This window comes from Kluyvera fluvialis, from assembly GCF_059725275.1.
This window is the reverse complement of sequence record NZ_AP046142.1, coordinates 3,319,567-3,344,706: the sequence shown is the minus strand read 5'-3', so window position 1 is coordinate 3,344,706 and position 25,140 is coordinate 3,319,567. Positions and strand designations below refer to the sequence as shown.

Below are 25,140 nucleotides of genomic sequence, written 5' to 3'. Positions count from 1 at the left end.
ATTAACAAAACCCCCGGAGAAGCCAATGGCTCACCCTTTACGCTGGACAATGTCGCAAGTTACCGCTCTTTTCGAAAAACCCCTGCTGGATTTACTGTTTGAAGCTCAGCAAGTTCATCGCCAGCATTTCGACCCACGTCAGGTGCAGGTCAGTACGCTACTGTCGATTAAAACCGGCGCGTGCCCGGAAGACTGCAAATACTGCCCGCAAAGCTCGCGCTACAAAACCGGGCTGGAAAGCGAGCGCCTGATGGAAGTCGAACAGGTGCTGGACTCGGCGCGCAAAGCCAAGCAGGCAGGCTCTACCCGTTTTTGTATGGGAGCGGCATGGAAAAACCCGCACGACCGCGATATGCCATACCTCGAACAGATGGTGCAGGGCGTGAAAGAAATGGGGCTGGAAGCCTGTATGACGCTCGGCACGTTGTCCGATAGCCAGGCGCAGCGTCTGGCATCGGCGGGGCTGGATTACTACAACCACAACCTCGACACCTCGCCGGAATTTTACGGCAACATCATCACCACGCGCAGCTATCAGGAACGCCTGGACACGCTGGATAAAGTGCGCGATGCCGGGATTAAAGTCTGCTCTGGCGGGATTGTCGGTTTAGGCGAAACCGTGACCGACCGCGCTGGGCTATTGCTGCAACTGGCTAATCTGCCGACGCCGCCGGAAAGCGTGCCTATCAATATGTTGGTGAAAGTAAAAGGGACGCCGCTGGCGGATAACGACGACGTAGATGCCTTTGATTTTATTCGCACTATTGCCGTTGCGCGGATCATGATGCCGACTTCGCACGTACGTCTTTCTGCGGGGCGCGAGCAGATGAACGAGCAAACGCAAGCCATGTGCTTTATGGCTGGCGCGAACTCTATTTTCTACGGCTGCAAACTGCTGACCACCCCGAACCCGGAAGAAGACAAAGACTTGCAGTTGTTCCGAAAACTAGGGTTAAACCCGCAGCAAACCACGGTTACTGCCGGGGACAACGAGCAGCAACAGCGTCTGGAACAGGCGCTGATGACGCCAGATACTGAGGAATACTACAACGCGGCGGCGGTATGAGCTGGCAACAACGCATCGAACACGCGGTTGCTGAACGCCACGAAGCGCAGGCTTTTCGCCGCCGCCAGCCGCTGCAACAAGGCGCAGGGCGCTGGCTGGTGTGCGGCGAGCGCCGCTATCGCAATTTCTCCAGTAATGACTATTTAGGGCTGAGCCAGCACCCGCAAGTGATACGCGCCTGGCAGCAGGGCGCGGAGCTATACGGCGTTGGCTCCGGCGGCTCCGGTCATGTGACGGGCTATCACCAGGCGCATCAGCGCCTGGAAGAGCAGCTTGCCGACTGGCTGGGCTATGACCGCGCGCTGCTGTTTATCTCCGGCTTTGCCGCGAATCAGGCGGTGATTGCCGCGCTGGCAGGCCGTGAAGACCGCATTGTCGCCGACCGCTTAAGCCATGCCTCACTGCTGGAAGCGGCGGCGCAAAACGCCGCACAGCTTCGGCGTTTTCAACACAACGACAGCCAGCACCTCGCCCGGCTGTTGGCGGCGCCGTGCGACGGGCAGCAACTGGTGGTGACGGAGGGCGTGTTCAGTATGGACGGCGACCGTGCACCGCTGGCAGACATCGCCCTCGCCGCGCGGCAGGCCGAGGCCTGGCTGATGGTTGATGACGCGCACGGTATTGGCGTTGACGGCGACAACGGGCGCGGCAGTTGCCAGCAGCAGGGCGTTCATCCTGAATTGCTGGTTGTGACCTTTGGTAAAGCGTTTGGCCTGAGCGGCGCGGCGGTATTATGCAGCCATGTGGTGGCGGATTACTTTTTGCAGTTTGCCCGCCACTTGATTTACAGCACCGCCATGCCCCCTGCACAAGCGCTGGCGCTCCAGGCGGCGTTGGCGGTCATTCAGAGCGACGACGGGCAGCAGCGGCGTGAAACGTTGGCGCAGCGCGTGGCTGAATTTCGCCACGGAGCCAGCGGGCTGGCCTACCCGTTAAGCGACTCACAAAGCGCTATTCAGCCGCTGATCGTCGGCGACAATGCCCGGACGCTACAGTTGGCTGAACGGCTGCGCGAACAGGGCTGTTGGGTGACGGCTATCCGCCCGCCGACAGTGCCAGCGGGCACTGCGCGCCTGCGCCTGACGCTGACCGCCGCTCATCAGGCGCAGGATATTACGCATCTGCTGGAGGTGTTGCATGGCGAGGGTTGATAAACAGGCCGTGGCAGCCGCGTTTAGTCGCGCGGCAACCTCTTACCATCAACATGATGAACTCCAGCGCCGAAGTGCCGCGCATTTACTGGAACAGCTTCCACCTCAGACGTTTGAAACGGTGCTGGATGCCGGATGCGGGCCGGGGAGTTACAGCCGTTATTGGCGCGATAGAGGCAGCCATGTCACCGCATTAGATCTCTGTGCCGAGATGCTGGAACAGGCGCAGCGCCAACAGGCCGCAGACCGCTATCTGCTGGCGGATATTGAAGATATCCCGCTGCCCGGCGGCGAGTTTTCTTTGGTGTGGAGCAATCTGGCGATTCAGTGGTGTAGCGACATTGATGTGGCGCTTGCCGGTTTGTATCGCCAGCTTAGCCCCGGCGGCACGCTGGCGTTTACCACCCTGACGGCAGGGTCGTTACCCGAGTTAAATCAAGCCTGGCAAGCGGTGGATAATCATCCGCACGCAAACCGTTTTCTGGCGGAGGAAACGCTGCGCGCAGCGCTGGCGGGCTTCAATGCGCGTTGTACTTCAACCACCATGACTTTGCCATTCCCCGATGCATTAAGCGCAATGCGCTCGCTGAAAGGGATAGGCGCGACGCACCTCCATCAGGGGCGTAGCCCGCTACCGCTGACGCGCGGCAGGCTACAACAACTGCAACTGGCGTGGCCGTCGCAAGCGGGGGAATGCCCGCTGACTTACCATCTTTTTACAGGAGTGATTACGCGTGACTAAACGCTACTATGTGACCGGAACCGATACCGAAGTGGGAAAAACGGTGGTCAGCACTGCGTTATTGCAAGCCGCCGCATTGCGCGGCTGGCGAACTGCGGGCTACAAACCGGTGGCCTCCGGCAGTGAAATGACGGATGAAGGGTTGCGCAATAGCGATGCTCTGGCACTACAGCGCAACAGCGTGTTGCCGCTAACCTACGAACAGGTAAATCCGTATACCTTTGCCGAGCCGACCTCTCCGCATATTATCAGCGCCGATGAACAGCGCCCGATTGAAGCCAGCGTGCTGTCTGCGGGCCTGCGCGCGTTAGAAACGCAGGCTGACTGGGTGTTGGTTGAAGGCGCGGGGGGCTGGTTTACGCCGCTATCGCCGACGTTAACGCTGGCCGACTGGGTGCTGGCGGAGCAACTGCCGGTGATTCTGGTGGTGGGCGTTAAGCTTGGCTGTATCAACCACGCGCTACTAACCGCACAAGCCATTCAACAAGCGGGGCTGCGACTGGCGGGTTGGGTTGCGAACGATGTCATACCGCCAGGGCGTCGTCACGCCGAGTACCTCAGCACCCTACAGCGAATGCTGCCAGCGCCGATGCTTGGCGAAATCCCGTGGCTGGGTGACGCTGTTGAATCGCAGCCGCTGGGTGAATATCTTGATCTGAGCGCGCTCTAAACGGCTTTATCCGCTTGTATTGTATTTCTGTGGGTTATCTTCATTCGTAAGCGATAACTCGCAGAAAACGTAAAGAATTCGACTGTGGTCACGAAAAAATGGCCGGGCTTTTTCGCTGATGCATATCAAAATTGGGACTAAAAAAAATTTTTGCTCGCCGTTTTGCCCTCTGTTGCGCAAATCGCCGGATGGCGAGGGATAGGGGCTAGAGGTAGTTATCCACTATTCCTGTGGATAACCCTGTGTATTAGAGTTAGAAAACACGCGGTAAACGAGAGAACATGCGGCTTGCGCATGAATTGATGCGAAACGCGGCTTTTTAACGTTTTCATTTGTTATCAATAAGATACGTAAAAGCAATGCCGTGTTGAAAAGTGCTATGGATTGCCACAAAACTTTCATGACCAATATTGACAAATGTTAAAAGAGAAAAAATTCTGGGGATAACCTCATCTGGCTGGTGTTTTATCTGGTCAGAGGATAAATTTCAGCCGCTCTTGCTTGCCGTTACGCTGTGTATACCAAATACGATAATGTATTACTGTGTTTATATCCAGTATTTTTTATTGGCAATTCGGCAAGTGGCGAGTAGAATTAATCCCCAGCCAGCCCATTCGTCATCAGGTAGCGTTGCTCATGAGTAAATCCTTTAAATTACATTCTGCATTTAGTCCCTCCGGCGACCAGCCTGCCGCGATCGCGCGCCTGAAAGAAGGGCTGGAAGACGGCCTGGCGCACCAGACGCTGCTGGGGGTGACCGGTTCAGGCAAAACCTTTACCGTGGCAAACGTCATTGCAGACCTCCAACGCCCGACAATGGTGCTTGCGCCGAACAAAACGCTGGCGGCGCAGTTGTACGGCGAGATGAAAGCGTTCTTCCCGGAAAACGCAGTGGAGTATTTCGTCTCCTACTACGATTACTACCAGCCAGAAGCCTATGTCCCAAGCTCCGACACGTTTATTGAAAAAGACGCCTCGGTGAATGAGCACATCGAGCAGATGCGCCTTTCAGCCACTAAGGCGTTGCTTGAGCGCCGCGACGTTATCGTGGTGGCATCGGTTTCCGCTATCTACGGCCTGGGCGACCCGGATCTGTACCTGAAAATGATGCTGCACCTGACGGTCGGCATGATAATCGACCAGCGTTCTATTCTGCGTCGTCTGGCTGACTTGCAGTACACCCGCAACGATCAGGCATTCCAGCGCGCGACTTTCCGCGTACGCGGCGAAGTGATCGACATCTTCCCTGCGGAGTCGGATGACCTTGCGCTGCGCGTCGAACTGTTCGATGAAGAAGTCGAGCGGCTTTCACTGTTCGACCCGCTGACCGGGCACGTTGAGTCAACCATTCAACGCTATACCATCTACCCGAAATCGCACTACGTCACGCCGCGCGAGCGCATTGTGCAAGCGATGGAGGAGATCAAAGTTGAGCTGGCGGAGCGGCGCAAAGTGCTGCTGGCGAATAACAAACTGCTGGAAGAACAGCGTCTGAGCCAGCGTACCCAGTTTGACCTCGAGATGATGAACGAGCTGGGCTACTGCTCGGGCATTGAAAACTACTCGCGCTACCTTTCCGGGCGCGGGCCGGGCGAGCCGCCGCCAACGCTGTTTGACTACCTGCCTGCCGATGGCCTGCTGGTAATTGATGAATCCCACGTCACCATTCCGCAAATTGGCGGGATGTATCGCGGCGACCGTGCGCGCAAAGAAACGCTGGTTGAATACGGCTTCCGCCTGCCGTCGGCGCTGGATAACCGCCCGCTGAAGTTTGAAGAATTTGAAGCGCTGGCACCGCAAAGCATTTATGTCTCGGCGACGCCGGGCAACTATGAGCTGGAAAAATCCGGTGGCGACGTCATTGACCAGGTCGTACGCCCAACCGGATTGCTCGACCCATTGATCGAAGTACGCCCTGTCGGCACTCAGGTGGACGATCTGCTATCGGAAATCCGTAAACGTTCGGTGATTAACGAGCGTGTGCTGGTTACTACGCTGACCAAACGTATGGCGGAAGACCTTACCGAATATTTAGAAGAGCACGGCGAACGGGTGCGTTATCTGCACTCGGATATCGACACCGTTGAGCGTATGGAAATCATCCGTGATTTGCGCCTTGGCGAGTTTGATGTGCTGGTGGGGATTAACCTGTTGCGTGAAGGATTGGACATGCCAGAAGTCTCTCTGGTGGCGATTCTGGATGCCGATAAAGAAGGTTTCCTGCGTTCCGAGCGTTCGCTAATCCAGACCATTGGTCGTGCCGCGCGTAACATCAACGGTAAAGCGATTCTGTACGGCGATAAAATCACTCCTTCGATGGCGAAAGCGATCGGTGAAACCGAACGGCGTCGAGAGAAACAGCAGCGCTACAACGAAGAACACGGCATTGTTCCGCAAGGGCTGGTCAAAGACGTGGTTGATATTCTGGCGATGGGCGAGGGGCTGGCGAAAACCAAAGCGAAAGGGCGTGGCAAGTCACGAACGGCAGCGAAAATTGTCGAGGCCGATGTCCCTGCACTGACGCCAAAAGCGCTACAGCAGCAGATCCAAACGCTGGAAGCGCAAATGCTGAAACATGCACAGAACCTGGAGTTCGAAGAAGCGGCGGAAATTCGCGACCGTCTGCATCAATTGCGCGAGCTATTTATCGCCGCGTCCTGATGAGGACTCACGGAATTTTGCAAGAAATGCGGTTGGCATCATGCACGGATGCCAACCGTAGAACCTACCTGAAAGGCGTATACTGGCGCAGCCAGTTTGGACATGGACAGCGCGGAAAACCCGCAGTGTACACCCCGTCAGTGAGGGGCCTGAGCGCTACCCCGGAATAAAATGGCGAGTAAGATTACCTGTTAGGGGAGATTCTTAATCTTTGCTTAATAAATTCCACTGATACTATCTGCAAAATCATTGGGGGTAGTGTTATGTCCAATCTGAATATTCAGCAGCTATTTTCCGTACTCGTTTCTGTCATGATTGTGGCAGGCTTTCTTTGCCACTGGGCTTTGACCTACTAAACGCTTTAACGCCTGGATGATTGAAATTCTACCCAAGCCCGCGTGCCGTTAGTGGTTTCGCGGTTTTGTAAGAAGAATGCCGCTTCATGCAATTGTGCAATGCGTGTAACGATGCTCAGCCCTAAACCAATCCCGCCATAACGGCTATCCATGCGGACAAACGCCTGGCTCAGCTCGCCAACCTTTGACTCATCAATCCCGGGGCCTTCGTCCTCGACGACCAGCATTGGGCGTGACTCCGACGCCAGCGATAGCGTAATCGTTGATGATTCCGGGCTGTAGCGGTGTGCGTTTTCAACCAGATTGCGTACCAGCAAGCCCAGCAATGTGGCATCACCCGACACAATCACCGTCGGTGTCGGCTCGGTAATGACCAGCGTTTGCGCACGTGCGCTCAGCATCGTTTCCAGCTCGGCTTTGAGCGGCTCAATCACATCAATAAGCAGATTAACCTGCTGATAACTCCCCGCCGAGAACGATTGACCGACGCGGGCCAGTTGTAGCAGTTGCGCAACGCTTTCGGTCATTTGATCCAGGCGCTGGAGCAGCGGTGTCAGCGTGAGGTGCTGGGTTTTCTCCAGCAGTTCAAGGTGTAGCCTTAACCCTGCCAGCGGTGTGCGCAGTTCATGGGCCACATCGGCGGTAAACAGGCGTTCGCGATCGAGCGTTTGTGTGAGATTTTCAACCAACTGATTAATCGCGGTGGTCACGGCTTCAACTTCCACCGTCGTTTGCTGGAGGAAAATAGGCTGTAAGTTACCTGGCGTGCGCATATCCAGCTCTTTTTGCAGGTCGGCAAGCGGGCGGGTGATACGTTTTACCGCCTGCAAACAGAGATACAGCGCAAGGCCGATAATCAGCAGACTAGGCACTAACAGGCTGGCCACCGCCTCACGCACTTCGTGGCGAATATGCTTGGCATTGTTGTGATTATGCAACAGCGTGGCAACTTCTAGTTCTATCTGCTCTTTGCTTTCATGCCATAGCCAAAACACGCTAATTAACTGACAAACCACCAGAATAACGCCGATGGTTAACAGTAACTGATGGCGCATCGGCCATTTACGGATGGAAAGTAACGCCATGCGTCAATCCGCCTTAATGGAGTTAACTAACTGATAGCCGAAACCACGAACGGTACGAATCCGCGATTTACCCACTTTATCGCGCAGGTTATGAATATGTACTTCCAGCGTATTGGTGGCGGGTTCGTTATCCCAGTTATAAATATCGTTGTAGAGAATTTCGCGGTGCACTGGGCTACCGGCTTTTAACATCAGCCGTGAAAGCAGCGCGTACTCTTTTGGCGTCAGCTCCAGCAGCTCGCCGTCTAACCATACCTGGCGGCGAGTGACGTTAAGCCGCAGGTTTTCAACGCTAATTTCGTTATCACCCTGATTCAGATTACGCCGCAGCAAAGAACGAATGCGCGCATTCAGCTCCTCCAGGGCGAACGGTTTCACCAGGTAGTCATCAGCGCCGGTGTCCAGGCCGTTCACGCGATCTTCAAGCGTATCGCGGGCGGTTAAAATCAGCACTGGCACGCTTTGCTTCTCCTGGCGCATACGCGCCAGAAAATGCAGGCCGTCTTCATCCGGCAGACCTAAATCCAGAACCACCAGGCTGTAGTGCCCGTTAGCGAGGCTAAGCGCCGCCTGTGATGCGGTCGAGACGCCATCGCAGGCGTATCCTTCGCTTTGCATTGCCAGAATCAGCCCCTGTAACAACAGGGAATCATCTTCAACAACTAAAATCTTCATCTGCTGGCCCCTATTTGCATGTGGCTAAGATATCATCCGCTGGGCGATATTCCCGTGTCTCTACGCCGGTCAGGCCTAACATTGTAGAGAACAGATTATCCTGTGAGTAGTCATTCTCTTTGGCCTGTTTTTGCAGGCAGTGGTAATTGACGCCATAGCGTTGCTGGTAATCGTCTGATAACCATATCAGCATTGGCACATGTTTTTGTGTTTCTGGCGCAATGGAATACGGCAGGCCGTGCAGATATACGCCATTTTCACCCAATGATTCACCATGGTCAGACAGATACACCAGGCTTGCCGTGAACTTATCCTGTTTGGATTGCAGCAGTTTGATCGCTTTATCGACGATATAATCGACATACAAAATGGTGTTGTCGTAGCTATTTTTCAGTTGCTCCTGGCTACAGGATTGAATTTCGCTGGTGTCACAAGTCGGCGTAAAACGACGAAACGCGGGGGGATAACGGTTATAATAGGTCGGGCCGTGGCTGCCAATGGTATGCAGCACAATAACCCCGTCACCTTTCATCGAATCAATGGTTTTTTCCAGGTCGTGGAATAACACTTCATCGTAGCATTCACCGTTAATACATTGTCCTGGCAGCTTTAATGCCGTTACATCCTGGTGCGGTACTCGGTCACAGGCGCCTTTACAGCCACCGTCATTGTCATTCCACAGTACCTGAATGCCTGCACGCTGAATAATATCCAACAACCCTTCCTGATGGTGTGCCAGCGATTCGTCATATCCTGTGCGTGGCATATTTGAGAACATGCACGGCACGGAAACCGCCGTTGCCGTACCGCAAGACGCCGTTTTAGGGAAATAAACCACGTTATCTTTGGCGAGTAATGGGTTGGTTTCGCGCGAATAACCACCCAGCGAGAAATTCTCGGCGCGAGAGGTTTCACCTAACACTAAAATGGTCAGGTTTTTACGCGGCCCATTTTTCATCACGGCTTTTTGCGTGGCGTCTTCACCTATTTTCACCAGCGGTAAATTGTCCATTTGATGATGAAAATACCAGGAGTTAACGGCCACAATACTGTTTGATGGGTTCAGTGATTTCACCAGCTCTTTATTATTGCGAAACAGCGAGGCGTAATCTTTATAAAACAGTGCGGCGACTAACACGATAAGTAAGGTGGAGGCCACGACAGTGGCGATGCGCATAATGACGCCGCGCCACCGGTTTGCCGAAGGTTTAATTTTGACCCACCAGGCCAGGGCGACAAATAACAGCGCGCTGAAGGTGAGTACCACCACCATTTGTGCGGAAACCAGGGCGTAACTTTCAGCCGCTGTGGTATCCAAAATATTCGTTATCATCGACCGATCGACGATAATGCCGAAATTCATCATGAAATACTGAGCGCTGGCGCTGAGCACAATAAACAGCGTCGCTACTGGCCGCTCAAGACGAACAAATGAGGCAAGCGTCAGGCAAATCGCCATGACGGCAAAAGCGACTAACGGCATACTCAAGAAAACCAGCGCGTTATGCAGGCTGTCTACCGGTAGCAGGTTAAATGCCTGGCGATAAAAGACAATGTTCAGCGCCAGCGCAATATATAGCGAGAAAAGAACAATATAGGTTAAGCGACTAACGGTAGGGCGTGTACGTAATAAGCGAAGCATAGCGATAAACTCAGTAATCATTATGCTCGCTATGCTGCCCGATGAATTTTAAGACAACCTTAAGATTTTAAGGAAGGGGAGCCGAATGCCTGAAGTGCCTCTTCCAGTGCCGCACGTAATAGATTGCGATCGTGACGATACGGGATGTCGCTAGCCTCAAGCGGTTGTTGAATAATGACTTTATTCTCCGCCCCGCGCACGTCTACTTTCGGGATTGTCACCACGGCATCAATAACCGATTTGCCGATATAGTGCTCCAGCAGGGTGATACGCTCGCTCAGGCTCAGATTCGCCGCAGGGCTTAGCTCGCGCCCGAGGTTGTCAATGTAAACCATTGGCGCAGGTGTACGTCGTAGCGCTGTGGCAATATCCGGCAGTAGCAAAATCGGCAGCAGGCTGGTGTAGAAACTTCCTGGCCCGATGAGAATCAAATCCGCCTCGGCAATCGCCTGTACCGCTTCGCGCGTGGCCGAAACGGTTGGGGTGAGCATTAACGCTTGCGGCGGCACTTTTAGCTGGTCAATATTCACCTCGCCGTAGATTTCATGGCCCTCGCTGTCGATAGCCATTAAATCCACCGGCTGTTCCGACATTGGAATCAACGACGCGTCAACTTTCAGCAGGTTTCTGATTAAATTGATGGCCTCTAAAGGCCGCACGCTCAGGTTATCCAGCGCCTTTAACATCAGATTTCCGAGGTTATGCCCGGAAAGTTCGCCATTACCGCTAAAACGATACTCAAACATCGTAGAAGCAACGCTGGGTTCGGTAATTAATTGGTTGAGGCAGTTACGCATGTCGCCCCAGGCAATCCCGCCCTCTGAGCGACGAATACGCCCCGTAGAACCCCCGTTATCCGTGGTTGTGACGATGCCGGTCAAACGGGAACCGAGTGATGATAATGAGGACATCACGCGGCCAAGACCATGCCCGCCGCCGAGTGCGACGACGCGGTCGAGATCGGCAAAAGTGCGATTGCGCATACAACTTCCTTATTCGAAACAAACTGGCTTACATTAGCGTAACTACCCCTAAAAGACGATGCTCCACCCCGCGCAAAATGACGTATATCAATGCAAAAACGTGATTTTTACGTATTCTGTAGGGAAAGTGCACGATCAGGTCGCTATGTACAGATTTATATAGCGAAAGCGAAAATGGCGAAACCGTTATTCTCGCGCTACTATTCGGCATAACATGGTTCAGTTCAACTCACTGAACAAAACACTCTAGCCTCTGTGCCTAAGTCGAAAGATAGGGCGCTTTGGCCGCGACAGGTTCTCTGTTGCCAGGGCGAGGGAAGAAATTATCTCGCCTCCCGTATTTGGAAAGGTGTCTATGGCTTCACAACTCACTGATGCGTTTGCGCGCAGATTCTTCTATCTGCGTTTGTCGATTACCGACGTTTGCAATTTTCGCTGCACCTACTGCTTGCCCGATGGCTACCAGCCGAACGGTGTCACCAACAAAGGCTTTTTGTCGATTGACGAAATCCGTCGAGTGACGCGCGCCTTTTCCGCGCTGGGCACGGAAAAAGTCCGTTTAACGGGCGGCGAACCGTCGCTACGCCGCGACTTCACCGATATTATCGCCGCAGTGAAAGAAAACGCCTCTATCCGCCAGATTGCGGTAACCACGAATGGTTACCGTATGGCGCGAGATGTCGCCGCCTGGCGTGACGCCGGTTTAACGGCTATCAACGTCAGCGTAGACAGCCTGGACGCGCGTCAGTTTCACGCGATAACCGGACAGGATAAATTTCGCCAGGTCATGGACGGCATCGACGCCGCCTTTACCGCAGGCTTTGACAAAGTGAAGGTCAACACCGTGCTGATGCGCGACGTTAACCATCACCAGCTCGACACCTTTCTGGCGTGGATCAAACCGCGCCGCATTCAACTCCGCTTTATTGAACTGATGGAAACCGGCGAAGGCAGCGAGCTGTTCCGCAAACACCATATCTCAGGCATGGTGCTGCGCGACGAACTGCTCAAACGCGGCTGGATTCATCAAATCCGTCAACGCAGCGACGGCCCGGCGCAGGTCTTTTGTCACCCCGACTATGAAGGGGAAATCGGCTTAATCATGCCGTATGAGAAAGACTTCTGCGCAAGCTGTAACCGTCTGCGCGTATCGTCCATTGGGAAGCTGCATCTGTGCCTGTTTGGCGACGGCGGCGTAGATCTGCGTGAACTGCTGGCTGATGATTCTCAGCAGCAAGCGCTGGAAGCGTGCATTGCCGAAGCCTTAACGCATAAAAAACAGACCCACTTCCTGCACCAGGGCAATACCGGAATTACCCAGAATTTATCCTATATTGGTGGATAATTCGTCATCAAGGAGCATTTAAATGAGTCAGGTGAGCGCTGAATTTATTCCTACACGCATTGCTATTCTTACGATTTCCAACCGCCGTGGTGAAGAAGATGACACTTCCGGTCATTTTCTGCGTGATTCTGCCGAAGAAGCGGGGCATCACATTGTCGATAAAGCGATAGTCAAAGAAAACCGCTACCAAATTCGCGCGCAGGTTTCCGCATGGATTGCCCGTGACGACGTGCAGGTGGTGCTGATTACCGGCGGCACAGGGTTGACCGATGGCGACCAGGCGCCAGAAGCGCTGCTGCCGCTGTTTGACCGTGAAATCGAAGGCTTCGGCGAAGTGTTCCGCATGCTCTCGTTTGAAGAAATTGGCACGGCAACGCTGCAATCACGCGCTGTTGCAGGCATGGCGAACCGCACGCTGATTTTTGCAATGCCTGGCTCAACCAAAGCCTGCCGAACGGCCTGGGACAACATTATCGCCCCGCAACTGGATGCTCGTACTCGTCCGTGTAATTTCCACCCTCATCTGAAGAAATAAACGATGTCGCAACTGACCCATATCAACGCGGCGGGTGAAGCCCATATGGTGGATGTCTCTGCCAAAGCGGAAACCGTTCGCGAAGCACGCGCTGAAGCGTTTGTTACCATGCAGCCGGAAACGCTGTCGATGATTATTGACGGCAGCCACCACAAGGGCGACGTGTTCGCAACCGCCCGTATCGCCGGGATTCAGGCCGCCAAGCGCACCTGGGAGCTGATCCCTCTGTGCCATCCGCTGATGCTCAGCAAGGTGGAGGTCAACCTGCAAGCGCAGCCGGAACATAACCGTGTGCGCATTGAGTCCCTGTGCCGTCTGACCGGAAAAACCGGCGTGGAGATGGAAGCGCTCACCGCTGCATCGGTGGCGGCGCTGACCATCTATGACATGTGCAAAGCGGTGCAAAAGGATATGGTCATTGGCCCGGTTCGCCTGCTGGCGAAAAGTGGCGGCAAATCGGGCGATTTCAAGGCGGATTCCTATGATTAATGTGCTGTTTTTTGCTCAAGTTCGTGAGCTGGTGGGGACGGATTCTCTGGCGTTAGCGCCAGAATTCTCGACGGTGGAAGCCGTGCGCCAGCATCTGGTGGCGCAAGAGGGGCGCTGGGCGCTCGCACTGGAAGAGGGCAAGCTGCTGGCGGCGGTAAATCAAACGCTGGTGAGCTTCGATCATCCGGTTTCGGATGGCGATGAAGTGGCTTTTTTCCCACCGGTTACGGGAGGTTAAGATGAGCGATACCCGAATTCGCGTCGGCCATGAGCCGTTTAGCGTGGGTAACGAATACCCGTGGCTTGCCGAGCGCGATGAAGATGGCGCGGTCGTCACTTTCACTGGCAAAGTGCGTAATCACAACCTCGGCGATAGCGTGAAAGCACTGACGCTGGAGCATTATCCGGGGATGACGGAAAAAGCGCTGCGGGAAATTGTTGATGCCGCGCGCGCGCGCTGGCCGTTGGGGCGTGTCACCGTTATCCATCGCATTGGCGAATTGTGGCCTGGCGAAGAAATTGTGTTTGTTGGCGTAACGAGCGCCCACCGCAGTAGCGCTTTTGACGCAGGCGAATTTATCATGGATTATCTGAAGACCCGCGCGCCGTTCTGGAAGCGTGAAGCGACCCAGGAAGGCGATCGTTGGGTGGAAGCGCGAGACAGCGATAAACAGGCTGCCGAACGCTGGTAATCTGTAGATGTGGTACGCTTAACGTAGTCTTCACTGAAATTCAGGAGAAAGTCATGGAACGATACCCTCGGTCCGATTCTATCGTGCAGGCCCGTTCAGGCCTGCAAACTTATATGGCGCAGGTGTACGGCTGGATGACCTGCGGGCTGTTGCTGACGGCGTTTATCGCTTGGTATGCGGCAAACACGCCTGCGGTAATGATGTTTGTCTTTTCCAGTAAAATTACTTTCTTTGGGCTGATTATCGCCCAACTGGCGCTGGTCTTTGTGCTGTCCGGCATGGTGCAACGCTTGAGCGCCGGTATGGCGACCACGCTGTTTATGCTTTATTCAGCCCTAACCGGGCTTACGCTCTCCAGTATTTTCATCGTGTATACCTACTCATCCATCGCCAGCACTTTTGTGGTGACCGGCGGGATGTTCGGTTTCATGAGCCTGTACGGTTACACCACCAAGCGCGACCTGAGCGGCTTCGGCAATATGCTGTTTATGGCGCTGATTGGTATCGTGCTGGCATCGCTGGTGAACTTCTGGCTGAAAAGCGATGCGCTGATGTGGGCGATTACCTATATCGGCGTGGTGGTATTTGTTGGCCTGACTGCCTACGACACTCAGAAGCTGAAAAATATCGGTGAACAGATTGATGTGCGTGACTCATCCAATCTGCGTAAATACGCCATTCTTGGCGCACTGACGTTGTATCTCGACTTCATCAACCTGTTCCTGATGCTGCTGCGGATCTTTGGTAATCGTCGCTAAACGGACTGATTAGGTTGATAAATCCCGGACTGGTTCCGGGATTTTTTTTGCCCAAACCCGATGGTTGGGCGCTTTTCTGAAACGACGACTCGTACTAATGAATTATAAAGAGATCACAGATTAAGTATTTCAAATGATGACAATGCGTTGCACAACATTATGGAGACGGAGTTTCGATGTTGTCATCAACGTATTGGATAAAGCTCGCTCTTATTATCGCCGTTTTGCAGGCCATTCCCTTAGCGTCGCAGGCGCTTCCGCTTAGCCCTGCGGTTCATGATGCTATCGAGCAGCAGCAGAAACAGCGGCTTGAACAGGCCCAGCAGCAGCGCGAAACATGGCAAAACACGGCTTCTGAATTGCCCCTGCCGGAGGCGCAGCGTCATCCCGTCAGTGGGGGTCTACATCCGGCGAATATTCGTCAACGCGTCAGAGAAATAGCCCGGTTTTTCTGTGCTGCAACTCACGTCTACCGAAAAGCGGCTTCCCCTTTCTCTCCAGGCTGGCACGGATAACAGCGGGCAAAAAAGCACCGGCGAGCGGCGGTTTATGGCTCTGCCTATGCAGGAATGACTTCGCTGGTTTCGCAGGCGGCGGTCGCGCTGGTTGAGAACAAAGGCGATTTATCGAAAACCCTGAAGGCGTTGGGTAGCAGCAGCTCGGTGAAATCGCTGGCGACGTCAATGGCTATCGGCGGTGCACTGGCGGGGTTTGATGAGGTTGTGAACGTCTCTGTCACCCTGGACAAAGCACGGTGCTAACCACTTGATCATGCTGGAAATATTCGTAGTGTGGCTCCGAAACCCGTAACCAATGATAATAATCACCATATTTTTGATGCTGATGGTAACTTTCAAGGAAGGAGGTAAGTATGAATACGTTTCCAACTCGGCATGAAATTGCTAACGTAATTAATAAGTTGAAAAGCGGTGCAGTAGACAGAACTTATGCTGCACAATGGGCTTTTTCGATTATCGATGCGGATGATATTAGAGTTACAGATCAAGTTGCCTGGAAAGTTATTCAAAGCTTAGGCGCTGTCGATCTTCCCTCCTCAGATCGGGATTATTTGTATGGTATTGATGATCTCAATGATTGGCTGTGGTTATTGGAGTCATAATGTTAGAGATCCTGGCCACCGAGCCGGGATCTTTTCAGAATATTATCTTGGGATTGTCTTTTTCAGACTCCATCAAAGATAAAATAATTGATGCTTCATCGGGGTGAGCGGGATTGGAAAAAATGCAACGGCAAATACAGGTCAGTGGAATATTTTTACTCCTTATTCAGGTGAGAAATGAATAAGGTTGGCTTTTATAAAGAGTTGCAACATGGCGATGAAAATGGTGATTTTATAACAGATGCGTTGAGCAGAGATACGTCCGCTAATTTATCGCAAATTGTAAACTATCTTGATAATGGCCATTTATTTATAATTTATCCTACGGTTGTTGCAGATGTGTTTTCTGAAAAGGAAATAAGGATTGGGCCACTTTCTATACAAACTGATGGCGTATGAGCTTGGCCAAGCGACCTGGTTTACTATGTGAAGAATTATGGCTTGGTATTGCCACATGATTTTGTCAGCCATATGGCAAATAATTTATGGGTTGTTGCAGACGTGGACCTGAGTAATCTAACTCTGTAACTATGTAATTCTAATCTTCAGACAGGATACATTGATTATGTTCAGTGATGAAATTAATTTTACGCCATTGTTTGATTATCGGTGTGTCTGAAGTTATGTATTTATTCTAATGTAAATACCGTTCTCTATCTTCTATGAAATGGTTGGTGGTAGACATCCTTGGCGGTACGTCCGGCTTCGACAGACTTCAGAACGTCAATGATCTGGTGTTCGGTGAATCGGGCTTTACGCATGACGATCTCCTCAGGGAACATACTGAGTATGTCGGGAGATCTCTAAAAGTGAATGGTTCAGTTTATCGGGATACTTACAACTATGTCCGTAATACCAAAACGGGCCAAGTTGATGATTTTAAATTTAAATAGGAAGTGACTATGTTAGTGCGTTGCCATTCAGCATCAGGGAGCTTGCTTCCCGAAATGTCAAGAGTAATGGGGGAAACCGATGAAACCGTTTTTTCGCCATTGCGGGTAGACGAGCATTATAATGTTTATGGCATGATGTTTTATTCTTCACGTGTTGATTTTTTAGTTTGTCCAGAACCGGGTGGACCAATGTGGGCTCCATCAGAATTATTTGATGTAATAGATAATATAATTCCTCAGGGATGGGGGATTCTTTTTACTAAAGAACATGAAGGATATTCTGATTTGCTAATGGATTTTGGTATCCATTCTATCTGTGGATACCAAAGATTAATAGAATCTTATTCTCATTACACTGGGATAATTGAGCGTAATTTTTCTGATATGGAATATTTTTACTCTCTTTATGGACAAAGACCTTGCGGCGACTAAAACACCGCTGGAAAAGGCTTTTGTTCTGGCTCGCTGGGGTGTGACGAGCGGTAAACAAGATGGTGCATTTGCTGCTGGTGTCGTCAATGGCTATCGGCGGTGCACTGGCGGGGTTTGATGAGGTTGTGAATGTCTCTGTCACCCCGGACAACGCACGGTTGCCGGTACTGGTGAAGGACGCCGATTGGGGAACGATCGCCCAGCGAGTGGCTGGGCAGTCGGTGATAAGTTCCAGCCTGAATACCGCCATTAACGGTGGCAGCCACAAAGACAATCTGGTTAATGCGCTGCTGGCAAACGTGGGCAGTCAGATCAATGCCGAAGGGGCGGGGCTGATTGGTGATAACGGGGAAATCCTCGGTGTGCCGGGCAAAACGGTGAGCCATGCGGTACTGGCGGGGATAAGGCCGCAGCGAAGCGGGTACAGGCTCGGCGTGAAGCGGCGGCGATGGTTGCCATTACCGGTGGTGGTGGCGGGATAGCTAAAGGCGGAAAACCAATAAAATTAGAGGGAGGCTTTTACTCTGTTGACGGTATGGAAATAAGTCAAAGTTATTACGACCGTCTATGGAGTCAAGGGCGTTCGGCTCCATTCTTGCAGACCAAAGAGATATTAAATAGCAACCCCAAAATTCTTCCTGATCCAAGAGGAGTTCCGGGGTACTTTAAGTATGAAAGTAATGGATTAGAAATGTTCTATAAACCTACTTCCGGGCAAATCGGTCATATTCAACCAATTAAGAAAAAGTAAGGTGAAAAAATGGATATGTGGTCTGTTTTAGAAGAAGAATTGATACAATACAGAGATGTATCTATATCAATTAAAAGGATTTTGTTTTCCTATGAAAAAGAGTGTCAAACCCTCATTCAACAAATAAAGGGGAAGTCTTTTGATGATGTGCAAATGCTTTTTGAAAGCCTTTATGATATTCAGAGAAAATTAGCTATAGCGTTATATAAGTATGATTTTATGCTGAGTGATGAGTTGCGTAATTTTGTCTACCATTTTGAGAGAGACGATATTTACTCTCGTAAATATTGGTATCAAAAATTTAATGAAGGTATGACGTGGCCAAATGAAGATTAAAAAGATCCCGGCGTAGTTGCCGGGTTCGTCTTTTTAGCTATCAGCCCTTAACCAGCTCAACCACCAGCCTTCCCAGCTCCACGCTGACAATGACCGGCGTGTCGGTGCTGAATCCTGCCTCTTCCAGCCAGTTGCCGTTCAGACGCAGGCTGGGGCTGCGGGAATACCAGGTAGCGGTGTAGTTGCGGGGGTTAAAATGCCGGATACTGACATAACCGATCTTCATCCGCCGCTGTGCTTTGGAAATGGTTCTGTAAGTAGACGGCTATACGATTTTCCACCGGTTGGAGATAGGTGCGCTGAATGTTAGCGCTGGCTCGCGGTGGTAGTTATCGCTGCAAAAACACCCAAATTGTTCTCTTACTGAGCGAAATAGTGACACCAGCATCACAAAAAGAGGCGACGTTACGGAATTTTCTGTAAAGTCGCGTACTCTGAATAAGCAAATAAAATTCTTCAGGAGATAAACCATGAAGTGGCAACAGCGAGTTCGTGTCGCAACTGGCCTAAGTTGTTGGCAGATTATGTTGCATTTGCTGGTCATCGCCGTGCTGGTGATGGGCTGGATGAGCGGTGCGCTGGTGCGCGTAGGGCTGGGCCTGTGCGCACTTTACACTGTGACCGTTATACTGATGCTGGCATTGCAGCGTCATCATGAGCAGCGCTGGCGCGAGGTCGCCGACGTGCTCGAAGAGCTAACGACAACCTGGTACTTTGGGGCGGCGTTGATTGCGCTTTGGCTGCTGTCACGTGTGCTGCATAACAACTACCTGCTGGCGGTGGCGGGGCTGGCCATTCTGGCTGGGCCAGCCGTATTCTCGCTGCTGGTAAAAGAGAAAACCTCAGGCGATCTTGCGGCGAAACATCGCGTACGCCACTGATCCCGTCGTGGCCGCTATAAACAGTAGCGGCCACAAACTTCCCCAAATAATCGTCAAGCTGGCATCCTTCAAATAGATTTGCTTGGTGATATCAGTAAAGTGCCGAATCGGGTTAATCCACGTCAAATGCTGGAGCCACAGCGGCATGTTCTCTACCGGTGACACGTATCCTGACAGCAGAATTGCAGGCATCATAAAGACGAATACGCCGATAAACGCCTGCTGTTGCGTTGAGCACAGCGCGGAGATAAGCAAGCCAAACCCGACCAACGACAACCCGTAAATCACCATCGTGAAATAGAACAACGCCAGCGATCCGGCGAAGGGGATTTGATACGCCCAAATGCCGATGCCCAGCACAATGGTGGCCTGCGCGGTGGCGACAATCAGCGCCGGAACCGCTTTACCGACGAAAATCTGCCAGGTGGCGAGCGGTGAAACCAGCAATTGGTCGAGCGTGCCCTGTTCCCGTTCACGCGCCACGGACAGCGATGTCACAATCATCACCCCGATGGTGGTTATCATGGCAATCAGCGAAGGTACGACAAACCATTTATAGTCGAGATTGGGGTTATACCAGTTGCGCACAACCAGCTCGCTGTTATTGGGTTTCGCTTTGCCTTCCAGCAACTCCTGCTGATAATTTTTGACGATTTGCTGAAGATAATTTGCGGCTATCTGGGCGCTGTTTGAGTTGCGCCCATCCAGCAGTAACTGCATTGGCGCTGTCTGGAAGGTATCAAGATTACGGGAGAAATCCGCCGGAAAACGCACCAGCAACAGCGCTTTTTGGGTGTCGATAGTCGGCTGAATGTCCTGCGGGCTTTGCAGCAACAATACGTGGGTAAACGCTTTGGCGCGGGCAAACCGCTGCGTTAGCTCCACGGAGTGCTTGCCGTTGTCCTCGTTATAGACGGCGATGGTGGCGTTAGTGACCTCCAGTGTCGCGGCGAACGGGAACAGCAACACCTGGATAAGCACTGGCATAATCAGAATGGCACGGGTTTGCGGTTCGCGTAGCAGCGACTGAAGCTCTTTGCGGATAAGCGTCCATAAGCGATAAAACATAGTGCTGTCCTCATGTCGGGCGGCGCTGCGCTGACCCGACCTACAAGGCTCGTAGGCCCGGTAAGCGTAGCGCCACCGGGCAAAATACGAGCACAATGATCAATCCAACCGACGTTTGGTTTTCATCCACGTCAGGCCAATAAACATCACCGCCGAGGCGATAAGAAAGAGGGTGTTTACCATCAGTACCACTGGGATATTGCCCGCCAGGAACAGGCTTTGCAGAGTGCTGACAAAATAGCGCGCCGGAATGATATAGGTCACAACGCGAATCGCCGCAGGCATACTGTCTATCTGGAAAATAAACCCAGACAGCATAATCGACGGCAGGAAAGCGGCGTTCAGCGCCACCTGTGCGGCGTTAAACTGGTTGCGGGTGATGGTTGAGATCAATAGCCCCATCCCGAGTGTGCTGAGCAAAAACAGGCTGGTGATGAAAAAGAGAATGACCAGCGAGCCACGATACGGCACGCCGAGAATAAACACCGACACCAGCATACACAGCAGCATCGCCAGCATACCGAGAAAATAGTAAGGAATGAGCTTGCACAGCAGCAGCTCAACGCGCGTTACCTCGGTAGACAGCAGCGCTTCCATCGTACCGCGCTCCCACTCGCGGGCAATAACCAGCGAGGTGAGGATTGCCCCAATCACCGTCATGATGATAGTAATCGCGCCGGGGATAATAAAATGCTGGCTGATAGCCGCCGGGTTAAACCAGTAGCGAGTCTGCACATCGATTAACGGCTCAAAGGTCTGCCCGTTATCTTCCGCCCGCTGTTGCTGCCAGATTTGCCAAATGCCCTCGACGTACCCCTGGACGAAGTTAGCGGTGTTTGGCTCGCTGCCATCGGTGATGACTTGAATCGGCGCATCGTCACCCGCGCGCGCCATTTTCTTGTCAAAATCAACCGGCACGACCACCAGGCCGCGAATGCGCCCAGCTTGCATCATCTCAACCAACTGCTGCCGGTTGTCGCTGATGGTCGCGTCAATATAAGGCGAGCCGGTCAGGGTATGGGTAAAATTGAGCGCCTCCTTGCTTTGTTGCTCCAGCAAGACGCCCACTCGCAGTTTGCTGGAGTCGAGGTTGATGCCGTAGCCAAAGATAAACAGCAGCAACAGCGGGATAACCACCGCAATCAGCCAACTGCTGGGGTCGCGAATAATCTGCCGCGTCTCTTTTACGCACAGTGCTCGCACCCGTCGCCACGATAGCCCTTTAGCGCTCATCGGCATGCTCCTTATCCCAGTCATTGATTAGCGAAATAAACGCCTGTTCCATGGTCGGGTCTGGCTGTTGTTCATCTGCCGCCTGCGCTTTTAAATCGTCCGGCGTACCGCTGGCAATCAGCTTGCCGCGATACACCAGGCCGATACGGTCGCAGTATTCCGCTTCATCCATAAAGTGGGTTGTGACCATAACGGTGACGCCTTTTTCCACCATGCTGTTGATATGCAGCCAAAATTCACGGCGGGTGATGGGATCGACGCCCGACGTTGGCTCATCGAGGAACAGAATATCCGGCTCATGCATCAGCGAGCAGGCCAGCGCCAGGCGTTGCTTAAAGCCGAGCGGCAGGGCATCAGTGGTGTGGCGGGCAATGGCTTTCAGGCCAAATGCCTCGCTCATGCTATCGATTTTCTGATTTTGCGCCCGTCCACGTAAGCCATACACGCCAGAGAAAAAGCGCAAGTTCTGCTCCACGGTCAGGTTGCCGTACAGGGAAAATTTCTGCGCCATATACCCCAGGTGCTGGCGCGCTTTGCCGGAGCTAACTTTGAGATCCATATCCAGCACCAGCGCGTTGCCGGATGTCGGAACCAGCAAGCCACACATCATTTTAAAGGTAGTGGATTTCCCTGCGCCGTTTGGCCCCAACAGGCCAAAGATTTCCCCGCGTTTCACGGCGAAATTGACGTGATCGGTCGCGGCAAAATCACCGAATTTTTTGGTGAGCTGTTTGGCTTCAATCACCGTTTCATCCGGCGACCCTTCGACAGTGTGCAAAATCGCACCCAACGGCGATTCAGAAGTTCCTGCGCCGCCGAGCAGGTCGATAAAGGCATCTTCAAAACGCGGGGCGGTTTCGTTAATTTCCAGTGCTGGCATTCCCGGCGCGCGGCGTAAATCCTCCGCCGTGGCGGATTTGCGCAGGATGACGCGTACCGATCGCCCCTGAATCATGCCATCGCTCACCATCTGTTGCTTCAGCGCCCGCTGTAACAGCTTGCGGTTGTTCTCTTCGTGGCTGAGCATCAGAAAGCTGCGCCCCGCCATCGTCTGGGTGAGGGCCGTTGGCTCGCCCTGATACAGCAGCTCACCTTCGTTTAGCAGCAGCACATCCTGGCACTGTTCGGCCTCATCAAGATAGGAGGTGCTCCAGAGGATCAGCATCCCGTCACCCGCCAACTCGTGCACCATTTCCCACAATTCCCGGCGGGAAATCGGGTCAACGCCGACGCCGGGTTCATCAAGCAGCAGCACTTTCGGCTCGCCGACTAATGTGCAGGCCAGCCCCAGCTTTTGCTTCATCCCGCCGGAAAGTTTGCCCGCCAGCCGCGAGGTAAAGGGGCCGAGAGAGGTAAATTCCAGCAGGCGGGCGAACGTGCTTTCCCGCGCTTCGCCGGTTACGCTGCGAAGATCGGCATACAGATTCAGGTTTTCCATCACCGTTAAATCTTCATACAGCCCGAATTTCTGCGGCATATAGCCCATCACTGCATGTAATGCGCTATCGTCGGCAATCGGGTCTAGCCCGAGAACAGTGGCCTTACCGTCATCGGGTTTGAGCAGCCCCGCCAGCATCCGCATTAGCGTGGTTTTACCCGCGCCGTCCGGCCCGACCAGGCCGGTGACGTAGCCAGGTTTGATGGTGCAGTCCAAACGGGCGACCGCCGGTTTATCCATGCCCGCGAACTGTTTTATCAGCCCGTGTAGCTGAATCTGGTTGTTACTCATGACGCGACTCGTCGCCAAAACTGAGCGTAACCGGCATCCCTTGTCGCAGGCTATCGTCGGCATCGGTAACGATAATGCGCAGGCGATAGACTAAATCGGTGCGCAGGTCAGGCGTTTCCACCGTTTTCGGCGTGAACTCGGCGGTAGGGGAGACAAAGCCAATTTTGCCGTGATATGGCTTATTCGGGCGACCATCGGTATACAGCAGAATTTCTCGCCCAGGCTGTGCCTGACTAAGATTTTTTTCATCAACATACGCACGAACCCACACCGGGCGGGTTAGCGACAGCGTTAGCACGGTGCTGCCAGCGGTCAGCATACTGCCTGGCTCGACGGCGCGGGTGAGTAACGTACCGTCAGACGGCGCGGTGAGTACCGTGTCCTGGAGATCGAGCGTGGACTGCGCCAGTTGTGCCTGTGCTTGTTCGAGATTGGCTTTGGCCTGGGCGATTTCTTGTGGACGATTCCCGGCGCGATACTGGCTGAGTTTATCTTGGGCGGATTTCAACGTTGCCAGCGCCTGGTCGCGGGACGAGCGGGCATTGGCTAAGTCGTTAGCCGACAAGGTGCGGCTGTTCCACAGCCCTTGCTGGCGCTGCAAGAAACTTTGCGCATAGTCATAGGCGGCCTGCGCCTGTTTCACGGCGGCGGCGGCCTGGGCAATCTCTTCGGCCCGATAGCCTGCCATCATCAGGTCATATTGCGCCTGCGCTGTCGCGACGTTGGCCTTGGCTTGCAATAGCGCATTTTCATACGGTGCTTTGTCCAGTTGGCCCAATATTTGCCCTTGCTTGATGCTGTCGCCTTCATCAACCGTCAGGGATTGCAGCCGCCCGCCAACGCGGAAACTTATGTTAACGGTGCGAATATCAACGTTACCGTACAGCGTTAGCGCGTTATTCTGCTGGCTCTGATACCACCATGTTCCGCCGCCAATAATAGCGACGATGGCAATAACGGCCAGGATAAGGGCGACCGGTTTTTTCATGGCTTCAGGCTCCTTTGCGTTAAACCGTGCAAAATGAAATCGAGATGGCAGGTAACAACCTGGAAAATTTGTTCGGCTTTGTCGGCATCAAATTGCGTCCAGCCGGTGCGCATTAATATGGTTTCTCGCCCCAGACGAAACGCCAGCACTTCGCCAATAAGCGCATGGGTATGAAGGATCATCTGCGTACTGTTGGCATCGCAACCCGTGTAGGCGGCAATCAGGCGGGTCAGGTGCGAGTGCAGCGGCGCGATAACCTGGCTGTGAATTCGCTGGTAGGCGACGGTCGGGGAGAGCTGCTCGCGGGAGATAAATTTGCTGAGGTTGAGCGTGTCGTCCTGGGTCAGCAGTAAAATCATCTTTTGGCAGGCACGCAGAATCAGCGCCCGTATCGCCTCGCGGTCTGGCTGCGGTTGAGCAAACAGTTGCTCGGCGGCTTCGGCGTGCGGGCGAAAACTCTCACCGATAAAATCGGCAATCCACTGGGCGCAAGCCTGGTATAAATCTTCTTTTGAGCCAAAATAGTAGGTAATGGCGGCGATATTTTGCCCGGCCATCGCGGCGATATCACGGGTCGTGGCGTGTAGCCCATACTCACCAAATTGGGCAAGACCTGCGGCGATTAGCTGGCTTTTGGCCTGCTCGCCTTTTGTGGTGATCGGTGTGGTATTCATATAACCACCAAAATTAATCAAACGATTGATTAAGATTATGACGCTTTTTTGAACTTGTCCAGCCGGTGGCCGCCTGTTGTTTTGTTTCCTCGGGGATAATTTATGCGGTGTATCACAAAAACTGCTACACTCCGCCCCTTCATGACATTGTGGTTTTTGTCATTCCCTCGTTTTTTATCCCCTCG

Annotated in this window: 28 protein-coding genes, 2 pseudogenes and 1 riboswitch; of the genes and pseudogenes, 20 read left to right on the top strand and 10 right to left on the bottom strand. The window is 53.0% G+C overall.

The features are described 5' to 3' along the window. Positions 1-25 precede the first annotated feature (25 nt). From bioB to uvrB, 5 genes are all read left to right on the top strand, one after another. Positions 26-1,066 (top strand): biotin synthase BioB, encoded by a 1,041-nt coding sequence (gene bioB / locus AC6I4B_RS15760; protein WP_497766421.1) that lies wholly within the window; start codon positions 26-28, stop codon positions 1,064-1,066. After that, positions 1,063-2,217 (top strand): 8-amino-7-oxononanoate synthase, encoded by a 1,155-nt coding sequence (gene bioF / locus AC6I4B_RS15755; protein ID WP_497766420.1) that lies wholly within the window; start codon positions 1,063-1,065, stop codon positions 2,215-2,217. Before bioB ends, bioF begins: the two co-directional genes overlap by 4 nt. Then, on the top strand, positions 2,204-2,959 hold the full coding sequence (bioC, locus tag AC6I4B_RS15750) for a malonyl-ACP O-methyltransferase BioC (RefSeq protein WP_497766418.1): 756 nt from the start codon (positions 2,204-2,206) through the stop codon (positions 2,957-2,959). The genes bioF and bioC overlap by 14 nt, the downstream gene beginning before the upstream one ends. Beyond that, positions 2,952-3,629 (top strand): dethiobiotin synthase, encoded by a 678-nt coding sequence (bioD, locus tag AC6I4B_RS15745; protein WP_497766417.1) that lies wholly within the window; start codon positions 2,952-2,954, stop codon positions 3,627-3,629. The genes bioC and bioD overlap by 8 nt, the downstream gene beginning before the upstream one ends. A 636-nt stretch (positions 3,630-4,265) precedes the next feature. Further along, positions 4,266-6,290 carry an excinuclease ABC subunit UvrB gene (gene uvrB, locus AC6I4B_RS15740; protein WP_497766415.1) on the top strand — a complete coding sequence of 675 codons (2,025 nt, stop codon included), beginning with the start codon at positions 4,266-4,268 and terminating at the stop codon, positions 6,288-6,290. Positions 6,291-6,651: 361 nt separating this feature from the next. Here the strand turns inward: uvrB and pmrB are convergent, their stop codons facing one another. The 4 genes from pmrB to yvcK are packed head-to-tail and all read right to left on the bottom strand — an operon-like array spanning position 6,652 to position 11,031. After that, entirely contained in the window at positions 6,652-7,731 is a 1,080-nt protein-coding gene (gene pmrB, locus AC6I4B_RS15735) for a two-component system sensor histidine kinase PmrB (protein WP_497766414.1), read from the bottom strand. 3 nt (positions 7,732-7,734) lie between these two features. After that, positions 7,735-8,406 (bottom strand): two-component system response regulator PmrA, encoded by a 672-nt coding sequence (gene pmrA / locus AC6I4B_RS15730; protein WP_497766413.1) that lies wholly within the window; start codon positions 8,404-8,406, stop codon positions 7,735-7,737. 10 nt (positions 8,407-8,416) lie between these two features. Then, entirely contained in the window at positions 8,417-10,048 is a 1,632-nt protein-coding gene (gene eptA, locus AC6I4B_RS15725) for a phosphoethanolamine transferase EptA (RefSeq protein ID WP_497766411.1), read from the bottom strand. 59 nt (positions 10,049-10,107) lie between these two features. Further along, positions 10,108-11,031: a uridine diphosphate-N-acetylglucosamine-binding protein YvcK gene (gene yvcK, locus AC6I4B_RS15720; protein WP_497766410.1), complete on the bottom strand. Its 924-nt coding sequence runs from the start codon at positions 11,029-11,031 to the stop codon at positions 10,108-10,110. Positions 11,032-11,261: 230 nt separating this feature from the next. Continuing rightward, positions 11,262-11,399, top strand: a riboswitch (molybdenum cofactor riboswitch). Here yvcK and moaA point away from each other — a divergent pair. The 14 genes and pseudogenes from moaA (at position 11,387) to AC6I4B_RS15650 (ending at position 18,382) form a co-directional block, all read left to right on the top strand. Continuing rightward, positions 11,387-12,376 (top strand): GTP 3',8-cyclase MoaA, encoded by a 990-nt coding sequence (gene moaA, locus AC6I4B_RS15715; RefSeq protein WP_497766408.1) that lies wholly within the window; start codon positions 11,387-11,389, stop codon positions 12,374-12,376. (Overlaps the previous riboswitch by 13 nt.) 22 nt (positions 12,377-12,398) lie before the next feature. Continuing rightward, positions 12,399-12,911, top strand: a complete 513-nt coding sequence (moaB, locus tag AC6I4B_RS15710) for a molybdenum cofactor biosynthesis protein B (RefSeq protein WP_497766407.1) — start codon at positions 12,399-12,401, stop codon at positions 12,909-12,911. Positions 12,912-12,914: 3 nt separating this feature from the next. Further along, positions 12,915-13,400 carry a cyclic pyranopterin monophosphate synthase MoaC gene (gene moaC / locus AC6I4B_RS15705; RefSeq protein ID WP_497766405.1) on the top strand — a complete coding sequence of 162 codons (486 nt, stop codon included), beginning with the start codon at positions 12,915-12,917 and terminating at the stop codon, positions 13,398-13,400. Further along, positions 13,393-13,638 carry a molybdopterin synthase sulfur carrier subunit gene (gene moaD / locus AC6I4B_RS15700; RefSeq protein WP_497766404.1) on the top strand — a complete coding sequence of 82 codons (246 nt, stop codon included), beginning with the start codon at positions 13,393-13,395 and terminating at the stop codon, positions 13,636-13,638. Before moaC ends, moaD begins: the two co-directional genes overlap by 8 nt. Before the next feature lies 1 nt (position 13,639). After that, positions 13,640-14,092, top strand: a complete 453-nt coding sequence (gene moaE, locus AC6I4B_RS15695) for a molybdopterin synthase catalytic subunit MoaE (RefSeq protein WP_497766402.1) — start codon at positions 13,640-13,642, stop codon at positions 14,090-14,092. Positions 14,093-14,145: 53 nt separating this feature from the next. Further along, a complete protein-coding gene (locus AC6I4B_RS15690; RefSeq protein ID WP_497766401.1) occupies positions 14,146-14,850 on the top strand; it encodes a Bax inhibitor-1/YccA family protein in 705 nt (234 codons plus the stop codon). A gap of 453 nt (positions 14,851-15,303) precedes the next feature. Beyond that, positions 15,304-15,423: a hypothetical protein gene (locus tag AC6I4B_RS15685; protein WP_497766399.1), complete on the top strand. Its 120-nt coding sequence runs from the start codon at positions 15,304-15,306 to the stop codon at positions 15,421-15,423. Continuing rightward, positions 15,408-15,584 (top strand): annotated as a pseudogene (locus AC6I4B_RS15680) (DUF637 domain-containing protein); the annotation flags it as partial. The gene AC6I4B_RS15685 and the pseudogene AC6I4B_RS15680, both read left to right, overlap by 16 nt. Positions 15,585-15,721: 137 nt before the next feature. After that, positions 15,722-15,970 carry a YxzC family protein gene (locus tag AC6I4B_RS15675; RefSeq protein WP_497766398.1) on the top strand — a complete coding sequence of 83 codons (249 nt, stop codon included), beginning with the start codon at positions 15,722-15,724 and terminating at the stop codon, positions 15,968-15,970. Between the two features lie 177 nt (positions 15,971-16,147). Continuing rightward, positions 16,148-16,369, top strand: a complete 222-nt coding sequence (locus AC6I4B_RS15670) for a hypothetical protein (protein WP_497766397.1) — start codon at positions 16,148-16,150, stop codon at positions 16,367-16,369. Positions 16,370-16,872: 503 nt separating this feature from the next. Further along, positions 16,873-17,295, top strand: coding sequence for a hypothetical protein (locus tag AC6I4B_RS15665; protein WP_497766395.1), 423 nt, complete (start codon positions 16,873-16,875; stop codon positions 17,293-17,295). 74 nt (positions 17,296-17,369) lie between these two features. Next, positions 17,370-17,699, top strand: a pseudogene (locus AC6I4B_RS15660) (DUF637 domain-containing protein); the annotation flags it as partial. 44 nt (positions 17,700-17,743) lie between these two features. Next, positions 17,744-18,046: a hypothetical protein gene (locus AC6I4B_RS15655; RefSeq protein WP_497766394.1), complete on the top strand. Its 303-nt coding sequence runs from the start codon at positions 17,744-17,746 to the stop codon at positions 18,044-18,046. Positions 18,047-18,055: 9 nt separating this feature from the next. Continuing rightward, on the top strand, positions 18,056-18,382 hold the full coding sequence (locus tag AC6I4B_RS15650) for a CdiI-like immunity protein (RefSeq protein WP_497766393.1): 327 nt from the start codon (positions 18,056-18,058) through the stop codon (positions 18,380-18,382). A 40-nt stretch (positions 18,383-18,422) separates the two neighbouring features. Here the strand turns inward: AC6I4B_RS15650 and AC6I4B_RS15645 are convergent, their stop codons facing one another. After that, positions 18,423-18,608, bottom strand: coding sequence for a SymE family type I addiction module toxin (locus AC6I4B_RS15645; protein ID WP_497766391.1), 186 nt, complete (start codon positions 18,606-18,608; stop codon positions 18,423-18,425). Between the two features lie 244 nt (positions 18,609-18,852). Between AC6I4B_RS15645 and AC6I4B_RS15640 the strand changes: the two genes are divergently transcribed. Then, on the top strand, positions 18,853-19,263 hold the full coding sequence (locus AC6I4B_RS15640) for a YbhQ family protein (protein WP_497766390.1): 411 nt from the start codon (positions 18,853-18,855) through the stop codon (positions 19,261-19,263). Here AC6I4B_RS15640 and AC6I4B_RS15635 read toward each other — a convergent pair. From AC6I4B_RS15635 to cecR, 5 genes are all read right to left on the bottom strand, one after another. Beyond that, positions 19,225-20,331, bottom strand: coding sequence for an ABC transporter permease (locus AC6I4B_RS15635; protein WP_497766388.1), 1,107 nt, complete (start codon positions 20,329-20,331; stop codon positions 19,225-19,227). The genes AC6I4B_RS15640 and AC6I4B_RS15635 overlap by 39 nt on opposite strands. A 99-nt stretch (positions 20,332-20,430) precedes the next feature. Next, positions 20,431-21,564, bottom strand: coding sequence for an ABC transporter permease (locus AC6I4B_RS15630; RefSeq protein WP_497766387.1), 1,134 nt, complete (start codon positions 21,562-21,564; stop codon positions 20,431-20,433). Next, a complete protein-coding gene (locus tag AC6I4B_RS15625) occupies positions 21,554-23,293 on the bottom strand; it encodes an ATP-binding cassette domain-containing protein (protein WP_497766385.1) in 1,740 nt (579 codons plus the stop codon). The genes AC6I4B_RS15630 and AC6I4B_RS15625 overlap by 11 nt, the downstream gene beginning before the upstream one ends. Further along, entirely contained in the window at positions 23,286-24,281 is a 996-nt protein-coding gene (gene hlyD, locus AC6I4B_RS15620; protein ID WP_497766384.1) for a secretion protein HlyD, read from the bottom strand. The genes AC6I4B_RS15625 and hlyD overlap by 8 nt, the downstream gene beginning before the upstream one ends. Then, positions 24,278-24,955, bottom strand: coding sequence for a transcriptional regulator CecR (gene cecR / locus AC6I4B_RS15615; protein ID WP_497766383.1), 678 nt, complete (start codon positions 24,953-24,955; stop codon positions 24,278-24,280). The genes hlyD and cecR overlap by 4 nt, the downstream gene beginning before the upstream one ends. Positions 24,956-25,140 lie beyond the last annotated feature (185 nt).

Coding starts and splice junctions, on each gene's coding strand:
- AC6I4B_RS15625 (WP_497766385.1), bottom strand. CDS start 23,293: ATGAGTAACAACCAGATTCAGCTACACGGGCTGATAAAACAGTTCGCG.
- AC6I4B_RS15655 (WP_497766394.1), top strand. CDS start 17,744: ATGGTTGCCATTACCGGTGGTGGTGGCGGGATAGCTAAAGGCGGAAAA.
- AC6I4B_RS15630 (WP_497766387.1), bottom strand. CDS start 21,564: ATGAGCGCTAAAGGGCTATCGTGGCGACGGGTGCGAGCACTGTGCGTA.
- AC6I4B_RS15670 (WP_497766397.1), top strand. CDS start 16,148: ATGAATAAGGTTGGCTTTTATAAAGAGTTGCAACATGGCGATGAAAAT.
- AC6I4B_RS15690 (WP_497766401.1), top strand. CDS start 14,146: ATGGAACGATACCCTCGGTCCGATTCTATCGTGCAGGCCCGTTCAGGC.
- moaD (WP_497766404.1), top strand. CDS start 13,393: ATGATTAATGTGCTGTTTTTTGCTCAAGTTCGTGAGCTGGTGGGGACG.
- AC6I4B_RS15640 (WP_497766390.1), top strand. CDS start 18,853: ATGAAGTGGCAACAGCGAGTTCGTGTCGCAACTGGCCTAAGTTGTTGG.
- AC6I4B_RS15635 (WP_497766388.1), bottom strand. CDS start 20,331: ATGTTTTATCGCTTATGGACGCTTATCCGCAAAGAGCTTCAGTCGCTG.
- moaE (WP_497766402.1), top strand. CDS start 13,640: ATGAGCGATACCCGAATTCGCGTCGGCCATGAGCCGTTTAGCGTGGGT.
- yvcK (WP_497766410.1), bottom strand. CDS start 11,031: ATGCGCAATCGCACTTTTGCCGATCTCGACCGCGTCGTCGCACTCGGC.
- bioC (WP_497766418.1), top strand. CDS start 2,204: ATGGCGAGGGTTGATAAACAGGCCGTGGCAGCCGCGTTTAGTCGCGCG.
- uvrB (WP_497766415.1), top strand. CDS start 4,266: ATGAGTAAATCCTTTAAATTACATTCTGCATTTAGTCCCTCCGGCGAC.
- hlyD (WP_497766384.1), bottom strand. CDS start 24,281: ATGAAAAAACCGGTCGCCCTTATCCTGGCCGTTATTGCCATCGTCGCT.
- pmrB (WP_497766414.1), bottom strand. CDS start 7,731: ATGGCGTTACTTTCCATCCGTAAATGGCCGATGCGCCATCAGTTACTG.
- bioB (WP_497766421.1), top strand. CDS start 26: ATGGCTCACCCTTTACGCTGGACAATGTCGCAAGTTACCGCTCTTTTC.
- moaB (WP_497766407.1), top strand. CDS start 12,399: ATGAGTCAGGTGAGCGCTGAATTTATTCCTACACGCATTGCTATTCTT.
- AC6I4B_RS15675 (WP_497766398.1), top strand. CDS start 15,722: ATGAATACGTTTCCAACTCGGCATGAAATTGCTAACGTAATTAATAAG.
- eptA (WP_497766411.1), bottom strand. CDS start 10,048: ATGCTTCGCTTATTACGTACACGCCCTACCGTTAGTCGCTTAACCTAT.
- moaA (WP_497766408.1), top strand. CDS start 11,387: ATGGCTTCACAACTCACTGATGCGTTTGCGCGCAGATTCTTCTATCTG.
- AC6I4B_RS15650 (WP_497766393.1), top strand. CDS start 18,056: ATGGATATGTGGTCTGTTTTAGAAGAAGAATTGATACAATACAGAGAT.
- AC6I4B_RS15665 (WP_497766395.1), top strand. CDS start 16,873: ATGTTAGTGCGTTGCCATTCAGCATCAGGGAGCTTGCTTCCCGAAATG.
- bioF (WP_497766420.1), top strand. CDS start 1,063: ATGAGCTGGCAACAACGCATCGAACACGCGGTTGCTGAACGCCACGAA.
- pmrA (WP_497766413.1), bottom strand. CDS start 8,406: ATGAAGATTTTAGTTGTTGAAGATGATTCCCTGTTGTTACAGGGGCTG.
- moaC (WP_497766405.1), top strand. CDS start 12,915: ATGTCGCAACTGACCCATATCAACGCGGCGGGTGAAGCCCATATGGTG.
- AC6I4B_RS15645 (WP_497766391.1), bottom strand. CDS start 18,608: ATGAAGATCGGTTATGTCAGTATCCGGCATTTTAACCCCCGCAACTAC.
- cecR (WP_497766383.1), bottom strand. CDS start 24,955: ATGAATACCACACCGATCACCACAAAAGGCGAGCAGGCCAAAAGCCAG.